This is a genomic window from Plastoroseomonas hellenica, from assembly GCF_018129085.1.
GTDB classification, from domain to species: Bacteria; Pseudomonadota; Alphaproteobacteria; order Acetobacterales; family Acetobacteraceae; genus Plastoroseomonas; species Plastoroseomonas hellenica.
Genome location: NZ_JAAGBB010000003.1, coordinates 34,266 through 48,270, shown reverse-complemented (window position 1 = coordinate 48,270; position 14,005 = coordinate 34,266). Strand labels below are relative to the sequence as shown.

Annotated in this window: 14 protein-coding genes; 8 read left to right on the top strand and 6 right to left on the bottom strand. The window is 68.3% G+C overall.

All coding sequences use genetic code 11. The features are described from left to right. The first annotated feature begins 57 nt into the window (after positions 1-57). Both GXW71_RS03060 and GXW71_RS35110 read left to right on the top strand, forming a co-directional pair. Complete coding sequence (locus tag GXW71_RS03060) at positions 58-318, top strand: hypothetical protein (RefSeq protein WP_211850925.1); 261 nt, start codon at positions 58-60, stop codon at positions 316-318. Between the two features lie 68 nt (positions 319-386). Then, entirely contained in the window at positions 387-521 is a 135-nt protein-coding gene (locus GXW71_RS35110; RefSeq protein WP_281417263.1) for a hypothetical protein, read from the top strand. A 32-nt stretch (positions 522-553) separates the two neighbouring features. Here GXW71_RS35110 and GXW71_RS03055 read toward each other — a convergent pair whose 3' ends face one another. Next, on the bottom strand, positions 554-946 hold the full coding sequence (locus GXW71_RS03055) for a VOC family protein (protein WP_211850924.1): 393 nt from the start codon (positions 944-946) through the stop codon (positions 554-556). On the opposite strand from GXW71_RS03055, the gene GXW71_RS34660 reads away from it, so the two are divergent. After that, complete coding sequence (locus GXW71_RS34660) at positions 914-1,990, top strand: DUF1801 domain-containing protein (protein WP_367617237.1); 1,077 nt, start codon at positions 914-916, stop codon at positions 1,988-1,990. The two genes, GXW71_RS03055 and GXW71_RS34660, sit on opposite strands and share 33 nt — an antisense overlap. A gap of 258 nt (positions 1,991-2,248) precedes the next feature. After that, positions 2,249-2,779: a hypothetical protein gene (locus GXW71_RS03040; RefSeq protein ID WP_211850923.1), complete on the top strand. Its 531-nt coding sequence runs from the start codon at positions 2,249-2,251 to the stop codon at positions 2,777-2,779. A gap of 79 nt (positions 2,780-2,858) precedes the next feature. Here GXW71_RS03040 and GXW71_RS03035 read toward each other — a convergent pair whose 3' ends face one another. The 5 genes from GXW71_RS03035 to GXW71_RS03015 form a co-directional block, all read right to left on the bottom strand. Next, a complete protein-coding gene (locus tag GXW71_RS03035) occupies positions 2,859-4,091 on the bottom strand; it encodes a response regulator (RefSeq protein ID WP_367617236.1) in 1,233 nt (410 codons plus the stop codon). Positions 4,092-4,105: 14 nt separating this feature from the next. Next, positions 4,106-4,504, bottom strand: coding sequence for a response regulator (locus tag GXW71_RS03030; protein WP_211850921.1), 399 nt, complete (start codon positions 4,502-4,504; stop codon positions 4,106-4,108). Further along, the gene (locus tag GXW71_RS03025; RefSeq protein WP_211850920.1) at positions 4,501-6,552 is read right to left on the bottom strand and encodes a sensor histidine kinase; all 2,052 of its coding nucleotides are present in this window, start codon (positions 6,550-6,552) and stop codon (positions 4,501-4,503) included. The genes GXW71_RS03030 and GXW71_RS03025 overlap by 4 nt, the downstream gene beginning before the upstream one ends. Continuing rightward, positions 6,549-7,529 carry an ABC transporter substrate-binding protein gene (locus GXW71_RS03020; protein ID WP_211850919.1) on the bottom strand — a complete coding sequence of 327 codons (981 nt, stop codon included), beginning with the start codon at positions 7,527-7,529 and terminating at the stop codon, positions 6,549-6,551. Before GXW71_RS03020 ends, GXW71_RS03025 begins: the two co-directional genes overlap by 4 nt. A gap of 158 nt (positions 7,530-7,687) precedes the next feature. After that, the gene (locus tag GXW71_RS03015) at positions 7,688-8,731 is read right to left on the bottom strand and encodes an AraC family transcriptional regulator (RefSeq protein ID WP_211850918.1); all 1,044 of its coding nucleotides are present in this window, start codon (positions 8,729-8,731) and stop codon (positions 7,688-7,690) included. 32 nt (positions 8,732-8,763) lie between these two features. Between GXW71_RS03015 and GXW71_RS03010 the strand changes: the two genes are divergently transcribed. From GXW71_RS03010 to GXW71_RS02995, 4 genes are all read left to right on the top strand, one after another. Continuing rightward, entirely contained in the window at positions 8,764-10,428 is a 1,665-nt protein-coding gene (locus GXW71_RS03010) for a winged helix-turn-helix domain-containing protein (protein WP_211850917.1), read from the top strand. A gap of 388 nt (positions 10,429-10,816) precedes the next feature. Further along, the gene (locus GXW71_RS03005; RefSeq protein WP_211850916.1) at positions 10,817-11,131 is read left to right on the top strand and encodes a hypothetical protein; all 315 of its coding nucleotides are present in this window, start codon (positions 10,817-10,819) and stop codon (positions 11,129-11,131) included. Positions 11,132-11,393: 262 nt separating this feature from the next. After that, positions 11,394-12,251: a dienelactone hydrolase family protein gene (locus GXW71_RS03000; protein WP_211850915.1), complete on the top strand. Its 858-nt coding sequence runs from the start codon at positions 11,394-11,396 to the stop codon at positions 12,249-12,251. Positions 12,252-12,423: 172 nt separating this feature from the next. Beyond that, entirely contained in the window at positions 12,424-13,596 is a 1,173-nt protein-coding gene (locus GXW71_RS02995; RefSeq protein WP_211850914.1) for a hypothetical protein, read from the top strand. Positions 13,597-14,005: the final 409 nt, after the last annotated feature.

Sequence of the window (14,005 nt, the reverse complement as noted above, 5' to 3'; positions counted from 1 at the left end):
ACATTGCATTGCCGCCACCACTGCTAGCCTGCGTCCGGCAGCGGCGGAGGGCAGTCGATGTTCATCCATTCGCTTCAGCGCCGGGCTTTCGGCGTCGAGCTGTGGGCGGTGCTTCCGGCCCGCGGCCACGCCGATCGGACCTACTTCGTTCGCGTGCATGGACAGGGCCGGCCCGATCGCCACTTCGCCGACGCCACCGAGGCGCTCGACGAATTCCTGAGGAAGGTGCGCGAGGCGATCGGCGATGCCCAGGCGCCCGATGCCTATCAATTCGATGGATCAGGGGCGGCTTTCACGCCGCGTAACGATCGCATCTGAGCCAGCACAGTTTCGTGCACTGCCGGAAAACCGACGCCGCCCTCGCGCGTTCCACCAGCATGAGGAGCTTGCCGGATCTCGTCGCCAAGGGCCCTCGAACCCGTCGGGGGATCATTGCGCTCGGATGGCTGTTCTGCGTGGCCCTGGCCATCGCGGGCGCCTACCTGCTTGGCTTCCTGGACAAGCTCGGCGCCCTGCGCTGAGCCCCGGCGCATGCCGCGCCGCGGTCTCCGGTTCAGTATTCAGCATAGATTTCGATGATGTTGTCCTCGGGGTCGCGCAGGAACAGGGTGCGGTGGCGCCAGCCCGGCAGGTCGGTCGGTTCCCGCAGGATCGGCACACCCTTGGCGAGCAGCTCCGCATGGCAGGCATCGACCGCGGGCGGCGGGACCCGGAAGGCGAGCTGGACCGCCGCCGATCCCGGCAGCGACGCCCCGTCGTCGCAGACCGACCAGACGCCGCGGGGCCGCAGCGTCAGCAGCGCAGCACCGACGCGAAAGCTGACCCAGTTCTCCCGGTCGGTCTCGATCGGGAACCGCATGACGTCGCGGTAGAAGGCGCGGGTTTCCGCCATCCTGCGGCACAGCAGGATCGTGTGGTCGATGTTGTGGATTTCGCCCAGGCCCATCGCGATGCCCCACCCTGCCTTGCCGCCTTGTCACGATCCTGGGCGCCGTTCACAAACTTGCATAGCGTCGGCATCCGCGGGTTGCGGCAGCATGAGGCGCGTCAAGGGAAGGAGCGGGCGGGCGTGTCGCATCGGACGCCGACCACCAGGAGCAAGGGACCGGCGAAGGCGGGCGCGAATGCCGACCTCCCCGGCGGCGAGCCGCAGGCCGCGGCGGCGGAACCCGCGTCCCGGCTCATCGACCGGCGGATCCGGGATCTCGGGGGATGGCGCGGAGAGACGCTGGCCCGGATGCGGGCGCTGATCCTGGAAGCCGACCCCGGGATGATCGAGGAGTGGAAGTGGCGGGGCACGCCCGTCTGGTCCCACCACGGGATCGTCTGCACCGGGGAGACCTACGCGAAGGTCGTGAAGCTCACCTTCGCCCGGGGGGCCAGGACCCCGGACCCAGCGGGCCTCTTCAATGCCAGCCTCGAAGGCAACACGCGCAGGGCGATCGACATCCACGAAGGCGAGACGGTCGACGCCGGCGCGTTCAAGGCGCTGGTGCAGGCGGCGGTGGCGCAGAATGGCCTGGCGGCGAAGCAACCCAAGGCCAAGACCAGGCCGATCGCAGGGAAGAAAGGCGGGAAGGTCGTCCTGCTCTCCGGCGGCAACCCGCAGATCGCGAAGGCGGATGGCGACGCCCCGGTGCAGGCCTATATCGCGGCGATGCCGGGCTGGAAGCGCGCGTTCGGGGAGCGCCTCGACGCCTTCATCGTGCGGACCGTGCCCAACCTGCGCAAGGCCGTGAAATGGAACTCGCCCTTGTATGGCATCGAGGGCCAGGGCTGGTTCCTCGGGGTCCACGTCTTCACCCACTACGTCAAGCTGACCTTCTTCCGCGGCACATCGCTGCGGCCCGTTCCACCCGGAGGCACGGGCAAGGACGCGCGCTGGATCGACATCCGCGAAGGCGACCCGCTCGACGAGGCGCAGATGGCGGCCTGGCTGCGGCAGGCCGCCGCCTTGCCCGGCTGGCTTCCCGGCCGGGAGCAGGCATGACGCCGCCCTTCGATTGCCTGCAGTGATCGGGCCAAGCACGTCCACGACGTGTGCGATGGTGCCGAAGACGCTCACGCTCGGCGGCGGGACAGCCTGGGGCTGAACAACGGGGTTCCGGATCGGTCACGCAGTCGATCCGCGCCGCGCACGCTTCATGAAAGCCGGGTTGCATGGGGGGAGCGGGGCCGGTAAGCGCGGATCGTCCGGTCCTGCGGTGGGATGATGGCGCGGCCGCCTTCCGATGCGACCCCTGGTGCGGTGCCGCTCGTCTTCGGGACGGGGCGGATCGGTGGCGGCTGGATCGGGATCGGGATCGCCGGCGCGGCCTTCGTGGTGATCGGCGCCGCGATGCTCTCGGCGGGGGCGCCGGCAGTGATGCTCGCGATCGGGCCGCTGCTGGCGCTCTTCGCGGCGGCCTGCGCGACGACGCGGGTGGTGCGGATCGACCCCGCCGCGAGGGAGGTCGTGGTGACGCGGCGGCTCCTCGGCATCAGCGTTGCGCGGCGCCTGCGGCTCGACCGGTTCCGGGCGGTGGCGGTGACGATGCATATCCACCGTCCCAAGCACAGTGCGAGCGATGGGACGATCCTGGGGGATCAGATCCACACGCACTACACCGTGGCGCTGTGGGGGCGCGGCGCGGTGCGGCTTGAGCATGTCCACAGGCCGGCGGCGCCGGAAGAGGGCGGGAGGCGGCGGAAGAACTGGCGGAGGCGCTGGCTGCGCGGCTGGGCCTCACGGCGGAGCGGCACGGCTATGGGATCGAGGATGCGGGCCTGGCCGGGCTGATCGCGGTGCCGCACCGCAGGGCGGTGGAGCCGCTCGGGTGATCAAGTGGCGATGCGGTTCCCACCGGGATCGCACCACCTCAGGGCAGTTCCACCCTCGCGCCCGCTCCGCCATTGAGCAATCGCCGCAGATGGAAATTGGCCAGGGGATCTGCCGGATCCGCGCCGACCAGCGCCGCGAAGGCCGGCAGGGCATCGGGTTCACCTGCGGCGAGCTTCTCGAAGGCCACGGCGTAGGCCTTCGTCCGGGGCGTCTCCGATCGCTCGCTGGGCAGCAACTCGTAGGCGCGGAGCGGCTCGCTGCGGCCGCGCAGCAGCAGGTCGCCGACCGGTCGCCCCCCGAACCCGGCGACCCCAGCGGCGACGGCGGCACTTGCGCAGATGCGCGTGCCCAAGGTCTTGTTCGCCGCCTCGAGCCGCGCCGCCGTATTGATGGTGTCGCCATGCGCCGCGTAGTCGAAATAGCGGCCCCTGCCGAAATCACCCACCAGCGCAGGGCCCGAATGCAAGCCGATCCGGGTGACGCCCAGCGGGATGCCCTCGGCCTGTCGCTCGACGCGGAATGCCTCGCAGAAAACGTCGAGGGCGAGCGCGCAGGCGACAGCCCGCTCCGCGTGATCGGGTTGGTCGCCCGGGGCGCCAAACAGCACGTGCAGTCCGTCGCCCGTCCCTTTCATTACCGTTCCGTCGTGATCGAAGACGATTTCCGTCATGCCAGCGAAGTAGGCGTTCAGCAGCTCCAGCATCACAGCGGGATCCACGGTTTCGACCAAGCTGGTGAAGCCGGTGATATCGGTGAAAACCGCCGTCACGTCGCGTCGCTGCGCGGCCAGATCCCCCGCGCGCCCCTCGGCTGCCAGCTCTATCGCGAGGTTGGGCGAGAAATAGCGGGCGAGTGCCGCATGGGCACGCTCGGCCGCCGCGCGCCGGATCCGAGCCTCCTGGGCCGCCGCGACGTGGCGCAGCGTCTTCGCAACCGTCGCCTCGAGGTCCGCGAAGTCGATCGGCTTGGTCAGGAAATCGAACGCACCGCGATTCATGGCGGTACGGATATTCGCCATGTCGCCATAAGCGGACACGATCACCGTGGCGAGCGGGTTCTCGGCATCCTGCAGGCGTTGCAGCAGCGTCAGGCCGTCCATCCGCGGCATGTTGATGTCGGAGAGCACCACACCGATCTCGGGATGGCCGGCCACCGCCTCAAGCGCCTCGATGCCGTCATTGGCGAACCGAAAGGCGAGTGTGCCTTCGCTGACCTGGCGCCGAAACCTCTGCACGATGAGCGCCTCGAGGTCCGGTTCGTCGTCCACCACCAGGACCGTCCTCCTCATGGGCGGACCTCCCGGCGCTCCAGCCGCCGCTCCAGATCGGCGCGGAGCGCGGCAAAGTCGATCGGCTTGGGCAGCAGCTCCTCGGCACCGTTCGCCAGGGAGCGCCGCCGCGTCTCCGCGTCGCCATAGGCGCTGATGATGATCACCGGCAGCTCGGGCCGGGCGGCCTTGGTCTTCGACAGCAGCTCGAAGCCGTTCATGCCGGGCATGTTGACGTCGGAGAGCAGCAGGATGATGTCGTCACCGGCCGATGTCTCGATGAGCTGCAGCGCCTGCGAGCCGGAGCTGGCGAACTCCAGTCCGAAGCGGCCTGCGCTCAGGTCGCGGCGGAACTGCTGACGGAACAGCACCTCCATGTCGCTCTCATCATCCACGACGAGGATCTGTGCCTTCATGCGGCCCTCTCGGCCGGCTCGGCGGCTCTAGGCAGGGTGACGACCAGCTCCGTGAAGCAACCAGGCTCCGTCGCGACCTGAAGCGTTCCGCCGTGCTGCTTCACGATGATGTCGTGCGAGAGGGAAAGGCCCAGCCCCGTTCCTTCGCCGGCCGGCTTCGTCGTGAAGAACGGCTCGAAGATCCGCGCTCGCACGGCGTCGGGGATCCCCATCCCGTTGTCGCGCACGCGGATCTCCACCCGGCCGGGCAAGGCGCGGGTGACAATGCGAAGCGTCGGCTGGTAGTCCTCCGACCCAAGCTCGAGCTGCTTCTTGTGCACGGCGTAGAAGCCGTTCCCGATCAGGTTCAGCAGCACGCGGGTGAACTCCTGCGGGTAGAGCTCGAGGCGCCCGACCGCCGGGTCGAAGTCGCGCTCCAGGACGACGTTGAAACCGGGCGTCTCGGCGCGCGCACTGTGGTAGGCGAGGTTCAGCGCCTCGTCCGTGACGGCGTTGACATCCACGGCACGGAACTCGCCGCCGCCCTCACGCGAATGCGCCAGCATGTTTCTGACGATGCTGTCGGCCCGCCTGCCGTGCTGAATGATTCTGGACAGGTTGTCGCGCAGTACGGCGCTGAGCTCTGCCACCTCGCCCTGGATCCGAGGATCCAGGGCGGGGCCTGCCGCCTCCAGCGCCGCCGTCAGCTCCTGCACCAGGTCCCGCGAAAGATCGGCGAAGTTGTTGACGAAGTTCAGCGGGTTCTTGATTTCATGCGCGATGCCCGCGGTCAGCTGGCCAAGGGAGGCGAGCTTCTCGGCCTGGATCAGCCGATCCTGCGCGGCGCGCAGGTCATCCAGCGAGCGAGCGAGATCGAAGGTCCGATCCACGACCTTGGCTTCGAGCGTTTCCTGCGCCTCCTGGATGCGGGCTGCCATGACGTTGAACCGCTGCGCCAGGGCGCCGATCTCATCCATCGAGGTGACGGAGATGCGCTGCCCCAGATCGCCTTCGCCGAGCCGCTGGGCACCGGCCTGGAGTTGCCGGATGGGCACGACCATCCGCCGCGCAAGCCAGCCTCCGAGCAGCAGCGCGAGCAGGATGCTGAGCGCGAGCAGGATCAGCACCTGGTAGAGGGTGGCGAGCACCGAGGCGAGAACTTCGCGCCTGGGCAGGTCGACGAAGACGAACCAGTCGAGCTTCGGAATATGGGCGTAGGCGGAGAGCACGGTCCGGCCGTCCGGTCCGACGACGGCGTCCGGTGCATTGCCGACCGCACTTCCTCTCGCCCGCAGCGCCTGCGCCACCTGCGGCAGTTGGGACAGGTCCATGCCGCGCAGGACCAGGCTCATGTCCGGATGCGCGATCAGGTGGCCGGTGGAATCGGTCACGTAGGCATAGCCGTCCTGGCCGACCCGGATAGCGGCGATGACGTCCCAGATGAGCTTCAGGTTGACATTGGCCAAGGTCACGCCGGGGTTGCGGCCCGCATGCGCGACGGAGAGCGTCATGTAGGGCTCCGACCCCCGCCGGAGATAGATCGGGCCGTACCATACGCGGTCCGCGACTGCCTCGGCGAAGCCGGGCGCCGAGGACCTGTCGGCGCCGCTGCCGATCACATCGCGCTCCAGCCGGGACAGGCGGAGCTGTTCGCGCCCCGTCCCATCGATGAATTGGACGTCGGCGATCGCCGGTGCCTGTCGGAGAAGACGAATGAAATCATAGCGGCGCTCGTCAAGGTTGTTCCGCCCCCATTCAGCCCCCGAGGTCCAGCCCATCTGGCTTTCCAACTCGTCGATGAACTGCGCCACGCGTCCGGCCGCCACGAGCGCCTTGTCGCGCTGCACGCTGACGGCAGCCTCCGTCGCGCGCGTGTAGGACAGCCACATGTTCGCAGCGCCGATCGCGACCAGCGCGATGGTAACGAGGCCAACGAGAGCCTTGGCAAAACGTCTGGCAATGCCGCTCGGAATCAGCTCGGAAAGCGCCGCCCGCATCCGGCGGGCCAGCCGGGACAAGGCGTTCGGAGGTTCGAGCCAGGTGGTGACGCGGGCTTTCGTCGCTGTCATTCGATCACCTCGTCGGCGCGGCCGAGAAGTGAGCGTGGAAGGGAGATGCCGAATCGCCTGGCGGTCTGCAGGTTGATCAGCAGTTCCAGCCTCGTGATCTGCTGCACCGGGAGGTTGGAAGGCCGCTCGCCCCGGAGTATGCGCCCCGTATAGGCGCCCGCGTGACGGTGTGACTGCACGAAATCGCCGCCGTAGCTCATGAGGCCGCCGGCCGTGGCGAAGTCGCGGGTCTGCGTGATGGCGGGCACGCCGTGGCGGAGCGCGAGTGCCGCGAGCTGTTCGCTGCGGAATGCGAAGAACGGGTCGGACGTGAACACGAGCCCACCCGCACGAAGCTGAAGAAGGGCCGCGAAAATGGCCTCGAACTGATCTTCGGTGCTGGCCGGCAATACGTGAAGATCAAGGCCGAGAGCGGCCGCGGTGGCGCGCAGCTTCCCGAGCTGCGAATTGGCGGTGGGGCTCGTTGGGTTCACGGCGATGCCCATGCCGGTCGCCGCCGGAAGTGCCTCGTGGAGAATCTCCAGCCGCTTGGTGCTCGCTTCCACGCTCAGGCTCGATATGCCCGTGAGGTTGCCTTCCGGCCGGCTCAGGCTGCTGACGACCCCCAGGGCGACGGGATCGCCGCCCATCTCGAAGACGATCGGGATCGTCCTGGTCGCCGCCTTCGCGGCGAGTGCGACGGGCGCGCCGCCGGGCGCGACGATGACGTCCACCTCGCGACGCACCAGATCCGCCGCAAGCGCCGGCAGCCGATCGTACTGACCTTCTGCCCAACGAAACTCGATGGCGACATTCCTGCCCTCGACGAAGCCGGCCTCTGCCAGCCCCTCGCGGAAGGCGCGAAGGCGGGTCGAAATGGGCCTGGCCGACTCATTGCCGAGATACCCGATGACCGGCATCGCCGGCCCCTGAGCGCGACTGGCCAAAGGCCATGCAGCCGCCGAGCCCAGCAGGGCGATGTACTTCCGCCGCCTCATGGGACACTCCACTTGTGCCGTACCAGCCTGCCCCAGCGTAGCATTGCCGGGCCAGAATGGTACCGGGGCGTCTCCAGAGGCCGGCAGTGCTGGAAGAGGGGCGGGAAAGGGGCGGGAGAGCTGGCCAGGGCCGACGCCGCGCGGCTGGGCCGAGAACGTTACGTGCGCGAGGCGCGCCGCGCGACCTCCGACGGCGTCTCACCGAAGCGGCGCCGGAATGCGCTGCCGAACCGTGCCGCATTGGTGAAGCCGTGGCGGCGCGCGACGGTGGCAATCGAAGCGTCGCCCGCGCCTCGGCGCAGCTCGGCATGGACCTGCTCCAGCCGGATCGCGTGCAGCGCACGGAGCGGCGTCGTGCCACGGAAACGCCGGAACACGGCGTCCAGGGTCCGCGGGCTGCATCCGGCCGCAGCGGCAACCTGGGCGATGCGGATCGGCGCCGCGCAATTGGTGCGCATGAAATCCTCCGCGCGCCGGACATAGGCCGGCACCGCGCCGGCTGGCGACACCTCCAACTGGTCGGTGTGGTTATGCGGCGCGGCGCGCAGCAGCAGCGTGACCAGCAGGTCCGTCATCGAAGCGAGTGCGACGGCATTGTCGGCCAGGCCGTCCGGCCGCTGGAATTCCCGCATCATGAAATCGAGCTGCCATTTCAGGCTGGCCGCGAGCCCATGGCTCCAATCGACGAGGGGCTCGAATTCAAGCGGCCTGCGGAGACGCCTATCAAGCATGTGCTCCAGCGCATCCTCGACCTCCGCCACCTTGAAGAAGATGTTCGTGCGCGCGCTGCGGTCGCTGATCAGCAGCCGGCTGCGGGGGCCGGGCCGCCAGACGAGGCCCTGCGCGGCCGTCCCCGTCGCGGTGGTGCCATTTCGCGTCAGGGCCATGTCGCCGCGCAGCATCGTCGTCAGGCAGAAGAGATCGCCTTCATCGCCGTCGACGGAAACCTCGGTCGCGAATTGGCTGTCCGCATAGCTGGCGAGGAGCGACCCGGCATGCCGGGTCGCCAGCGTGAAGATCGGGTTCGCGAATCTCCTGCGCCACAAGGCGCTGTCCTGCAGCCGGTACCGGTAGACGCGGCTCGATTGCGCGACGCGTTCGCTGACGCGCGAGGTGCCGTCCAGCGCCTCCGCAGACCGCGTCTGGGAGACATCGAACATCGTCAACTGCGCGGGGTCGATCGAAGGCGCGTCGATGGGCATGGCGGCATGCTCCGTAAAGCCGTCGGAGCCCCGTGCTCGCCGCCGACCGGTCGTGGGGAATGGACAGTTTCCGCGATGCTCGGACAGATCCGGCAGAAAAGCCACGAAAACTCGCGGGATCGTCATTTCCCGACTTCCCACCGCAGGACACGGAGCGGATCAGTGCAGCCTGTCGCTCACGTCAGGAGCGCGCCGAGCGGCGGATCATTCTCCATCCCATGAGGGTCAGCATGGCCGGTACGGCCGTCCCCCGGCTTGCTCCACGACCAACCCGCCGCACCGCCTGGCCGATCGTCCGAGCGACCGGCATCGCGCAGCCATGGCCTGCTCTGCTACATGCGCCAGGATCCACCCCGGACCATCCGATGGAAGCGCCGCGCCCACTCCTCGCCTTCGATGGCTTCATCCTCGACCTCACGCGCGGGGTCCTGACTGCCGAGGCGCGGGAGGTGGTGCTGCGCCCCAAGACCTCGGCGGTGCTCGCGCATCTGCTGGCTCATGCCGGCCAGGTCGTGTCGCGTGACGCCCTGCTGACCGCCGTCTGGGGCGATGTCGCCGTCACGGATGACAGCCTGACGCAATGCGTTTCGGAAATCCGACGCGCGCTGGGGACTGGCAAGGCGGGCATGCTGCAGACCCACGCACGGCGGGGCTATGTCATGGCGACGCGGCCGCGCCCGGTTGCGCCAGCCGCCGATCCGGCAGCGCCACTCGCCCCCGATGCCGCAACGCGGCCCGGCGCGGAAGCACCGATGCCGGTCGGCAACCTGATACGCAGCCGCCTGGCCTGGGCCGGCCTTGTCGCCGGTGGCCTGGGTCTTGCACTGTTCGCCGGCGCCTGGATCGGCGCAGACGGCGTGCCGGGCCCCGCCGCGCCGGCCGCTGTGGCCTCTGCGGAGCCCTCCTCCTGGGTCCGGGCGCAGCGACTGCTGGAGGACGGGCGCATCGCCCAGCAGGGCGACGGGACTTGGGAGGAACGCCTGCGCGCGAGCTTGCCGCTGTTCCTCCGCGCCCTCGCGGTCGAGCCGCGCATGGCGGAAGCGGCGGCCGAGCTGGCCTTGATCCATGCGAATCTGCGTACCAACGGTACCAGCCGGGACCCGGAGCAGGACTTGCGTGAGGCCGAGCGCTTTGCCGCCCTGGCGATGGCGGCGAGGCCTGAGGCGCCCATGTCGCTGGCGGCCCAGGCGGCCGTCCTGCGGCAGCAGCGCCGCTTCGCCGAAGCGATCGTTTTCTACGAGCGCGCCGGCGCAAGCCCCCACCGGGTCGTGGACCGGGCCAATGTCGGTATCATGCATCTGATGCTGGGCGCCGCCGAAGCCGCCCAGCCGCCGCTGCGTACCGCATTGCAGGAAAACCCCCGACACCAGTTCGCAGCAGGCTGGCGGGTCCTTCTGGGCCTGGCAAAGCTGATGACGGGGCAGCCGGACCAGGCAGCCGATGATTTTCTGACGTCTGGCGGGCTCAATTTCCCGACCGAGGAACGGCTGTTGTATCGCCTGGTTGCGCTGCATGCCGCTGGTCGCCTGGCCGAGGCGGAGGCGCTTGATGCCAGTCTGCGGCAGCGGGATCCGGCGCTTTTGGCGCGGCCGCTGCGGGCGCTTGGCATGTCGGATGAGGCTGCCTATCGCGCCCGTTTCGAGACGGCGGTGCTGGCGCCGCTGCACCGGATGGGCTGGGCCGGGGTCGGCCGTTAGAGCGTGATGGCTTGAGGCGGAATCGCCGAAAAGGCTGAATCACGCGATCAAACAAAGTCCTGGAGCATGATGCGTGAGCGCAAGCGAACGCATCATGCTCCAGCCAGGGAGCGGCAAAAGCCGATCAGGCGGGGCGGGCGGCCAGTCACCACAGCGACCGCTGCGGCCAAGTTGAATTTGGCCCTTCTCAGCCGAAACATGTTTGCCGAGCTGCGAAAGGCGCCCTCGCGAAACATCGAGGACAAGCCTGATTCGGTTGAGTTTCGGGACAATTTCGGAATTTCGGGAGCCAGATTTCGTCCCGGCTTCAGGACGGATGCCGCCGCGTCGGGCCTTCTTCACGCATCGACCCACCGGACCTGCCCCGGCACATCAAGGAATGTTCGTCATGACCGATCCTCGTGGACTGGCGGCCAGCATACGCGTGAACACCGCGACCTGGCCGGATCAGCCGATCAGCGCCGCCGCCGCTCCGGCGCCCGGCGTCGGAACCCTCCTCGCCCGGTGTGGCGCCTGGCTGCGCCGCATGAACCATGCCGCGGCGCTGCGCGGGATGGAGCCGCGCATGGCGCGCGACATCGGCGTGAGCCTCCCTGCTGACCGCGGGCCGGAAGGCTTCGCCATCGACCCGAGGCCGTTGTGGGGCATCGGCCTCACGCCGCGGCCGATGGACACGCTGCCGCCCTGGAGCCGCAGGCGCTGAAGGGATCCGGCCCTGAGCGCCACCTCCCCGATGCCTCGTCATCACCCTGCATCCCGACGTGACAGGCTCAGCGGATCGGTCGTGGGGAATGGACAGTTCCCGCAATGGTCGGACAGATCCGGCAGAAAAGCCTCGAAAACTCGCGGGATCGTCATTTCGCGACTTCCCGCCGCAGGAAGCGGAGCGGATCAGTGCAGCCCGTCGCTCGCGTCTGAAACGCGCGCCGAGCGGCGGGATCATTCTCCATCCAACGAGGATCAGCATGCCCGGCACGCTCGTTCCCCGGCTCAGTCCGCGACCAATCCGACGCACCGCCTGGGCGATCGTCGGAGCGATGCTGGCGCTCGCGCTCCTTCTGCCGGAGCGCGGCCTGGCGGCCGGGTCCGATGGTCCCGATGCGGTGGGGCTGCTGTGGCTGCCCGATGGCGAAGCGCCGTCCGTGCCGCCGGCGGTGGTCATCGCGGTGCACGAGCTGACCGGGATCGATCCGCGCGGCTGGCGCTACGGCGAACAGATCACGGCCGCGGGCATCGCGGTGCTGCATGTGGAACTGCGGGACGTCTCGGCCGACAACGCCGGGTCGGCGGCGGTAGCTGACGACGCCGCGGCGGCGCTGGCCCGCCTGCTGCTGGTGATCGACATCCTGGCCGAGGATCCGCGCTTCGCGAATGCAGGGCTCGGCCTCCTCGCCTTCGGCACGGCGGGGGAGGCGGCGATGCTGGCCGCCGCGGATCCTGTTTATGGCGGCCGCATTGCCGCGCTGGTCCTGCTCTATCCCGGCTGCGCCGGCTTGGACGCCGCGGCAGCGACCGCAGGCGGCGGGCTGCGATCGCCGGTGTTGCTGCTGCACGGCGATGCGGATCCGGCCAACAGCCCTGCGGATTGCAGCGGCCTGGCGGCCCGGCTCGCCCATACGGCGCCGGTGCGTCGCGTGCAGTATGCCGGCGCCAGCTATGCCTGGGACTGGGCGCCCTCCGGGCTCCATGAGGTGCCAGAGCTGCCCTGGCCCGGCCAGCCCGGCCTGCGCGTCGCGGTGCGCCACTCTCCGGAGGGCGCGGCGCTTTCGGCGACCCGGGCTGCGAGCTTCTTCGCCGCCGCCTTCGCGGCGCGGCAGCGGTGACATCCGCAGCCTGGCATTCCATCAGCAATCAGAATGGGGAAAGAGAGACTATGGCGACGTGCTTTCTGGAAGGCGCCAATCAAGCTCCTAATGCTGTTCTGGAGAGATCGCGGGGCAAGGTTCCCAACCCCGACTATGGTGGAGCCAAAGCGCTCGACAGGGGGCGGCAGGCATGAGGATTTGGCGGGATATCCCCACGCAGGGTGAATTTCGAGACAGCCTCAGCCGCGCCGCCCAGAGAGATGCAGCGATCATCAAGATCCTCGCGATCATGGCGCGCTACCACGCGCTTCAGAAGGATCTCCACGACAACATACTCCCGCGCTGGTTCGTCCTGCAGGAAGTGGCCACGGCGATCGACAAGCGCCTCGGTGGCGGCACGAAGCTTGCCATCAAGACGGCGCTCCATGTCGCCGCCAAGCTCGATGAAAGTGACACCGTCCGCCTCGAGCGCCTGGCCAAGCGGGCACGCGCGAAGGCTGATTACTTGGAGATACTGAAACAGCACTATCGCGCCAATAAGGTTGAAATGGCGGACCCGGCTAAGTTCTGGGCGCTGGTCACACGCAAGCAGGACACCGACGGAAAGCTGGTCGGCCTTCGGCCAAGCGTCCGTTTGGAGCAGGCGGACCCGATGAACCGCAGCTTCGAAGGGACGAACCTGCTTGTCGAGGAATGGTGGAGCGCGATTTCCGACGGAAGGACAACAGCGCCGCTCTGGCTTCACCTGGAAACGACAGCGCACTGCCTGAATCCGGACACGGCGAAAACCATGGGCGTCGTTCCCTACATGGACGGCAAGGGCGACTCAACGAAGGCCACCATGTTTGCCATTCGACACGTTGGGGGGCTCGAACAGGCGGAGATGAAGGGGGAGTTTGGTGCCTGGGAATGGAAGCCCTTTGACACGAGCTGGATTTTAAGAGGCATGTCCGGCAAGGCCACGGCCTCGATGGGCAACCAGTCGAAAACCAACCCGCAAGGCTGGGTAGGCCCGGGCCGAAGCCTCGCCTATGTCTGGACGCCGAAAAAGGAACTCATGGCGGCCTTGCACAACCCCGAGGCAACCAAGACGCAAAAGGAAAAGCGTTTCCACCACTCATCCTTCCTCTCTGGGGAGATGGTTCTCTGTGCAGGGATGATGGCGGCCCAGCAGGGACGTGTGACCTTCATCAGCAACGACAGCGGACACTACCACCCCGATGCCGCGCACCTCGCGAAGCTCGTGCGCTTCCTGAACAAGCGAAACCTTTTTTCTCCAACGGCCATCGTCATCGAGACGGCCAGCGATCAGGACTACAATCGTCCCCTATCCGTGGAGCAGTTCCTCCGTACGCACGCCTGACCGGGGAAGCCTGCGAACGGTGCTTTCGATCGCTCCATCGAAGGGCGCCTGTTCCGCCGGATCGATGACGCGCTCCGCGTCGGGAGCGACGCGATCGTCGCCATAGACGGCGCTCGCGGCATCTGCGTTGCCTACTGCGAGTGCGCCGCGTGCGAATGGCCCCTGCGTTGGCTTCCGTACCAACAGGGCGCATTGATCTTGGCAGCGGCACCGACATTGGCGAGACGGGGCGGCTGCCAGGGCTCACGGGGCACGGTGCAGATTTCGGAATGGGAGAGCCATCGCCCGCGCCGCGGCGGCCGGCATCCAGGCCGCCAGTTGCGACGGCGGGATCACGCACATGCTCGGCGGCAGGCGCATGGCGAAGATGTCTATTCGGCTGCCATCGACCAAGAAAGCATCATTGGTC

What these genes read in the sequence shown, in the direction of transcription:
- GXW71_RS03060 (WP_211850925.1), top strand. Translation starts at nt 58, where the DNA reads ATGTTCATCCATTCGCTTCAGCGCCGGGCTTTCGGCGTCGAGCTGTGG.
- GXW71_RS03055 (WP_211850924.1), bottom strand. Translation starts at nt 946, where the DNA reads ATGGGCCTGGGCGAAATCCACAACATCGACCACACGATCCTGCTGTGC.
- GXW71_RS03030 (WP_211850921.1), bottom strand. Translation starts at nt 4,504, where the DNA reads ATGAAGGCACAGATCCTCGTCGTGGATGATGAGAGCGACATGGAGGTG.
- GXW71_RS03025 (WP_211850920.1), bottom strand. Translation starts at nt 6,552, where the DNA reads ATGACAGCGACGAAAGCCCGCGTCACCACCTGGCTCGAACCTCCGAAC.
- GXW71_RS03020 (WP_211850919.1), bottom strand. Translation starts at nt 7,529, where the DNA reads ATGAGGCGGCGGAAGTACATCGCCCTGCTGGGCTCGGCGGCTGCATGG.
- GXW71_RS03015 (WP_211850918.1), bottom strand. Translation starts at nt 8,731, where the DNA reads ATGCCCATCGACGCGCCTTCGATCGACCCCGCGCAGTTGACGATGTTC.
- GXW71_RS03005 (WP_211850916.1), top strand. Translation starts at nt 10,817, where the DNA reads ATGACCGATCCTCGTGGACTGGCGGCCAGCATACGCGTGAACACCGCG.
- GXW71_RS03000 (WP_211850915.1), top strand. Translation starts at nt 11,394, where the DNA reads ATGCCCGGCACGCTCGTTCCCCGGCTCAGTCCGCGACCAATCCGACGC.
- GXW71_RS02995 (WP_211850914.1), top strand. Translation starts at nt 12,424, where the DNA reads ATGAGGATTTGGCGGGATATCCCCACGCAGGGTGAATTTCGAGACAGC.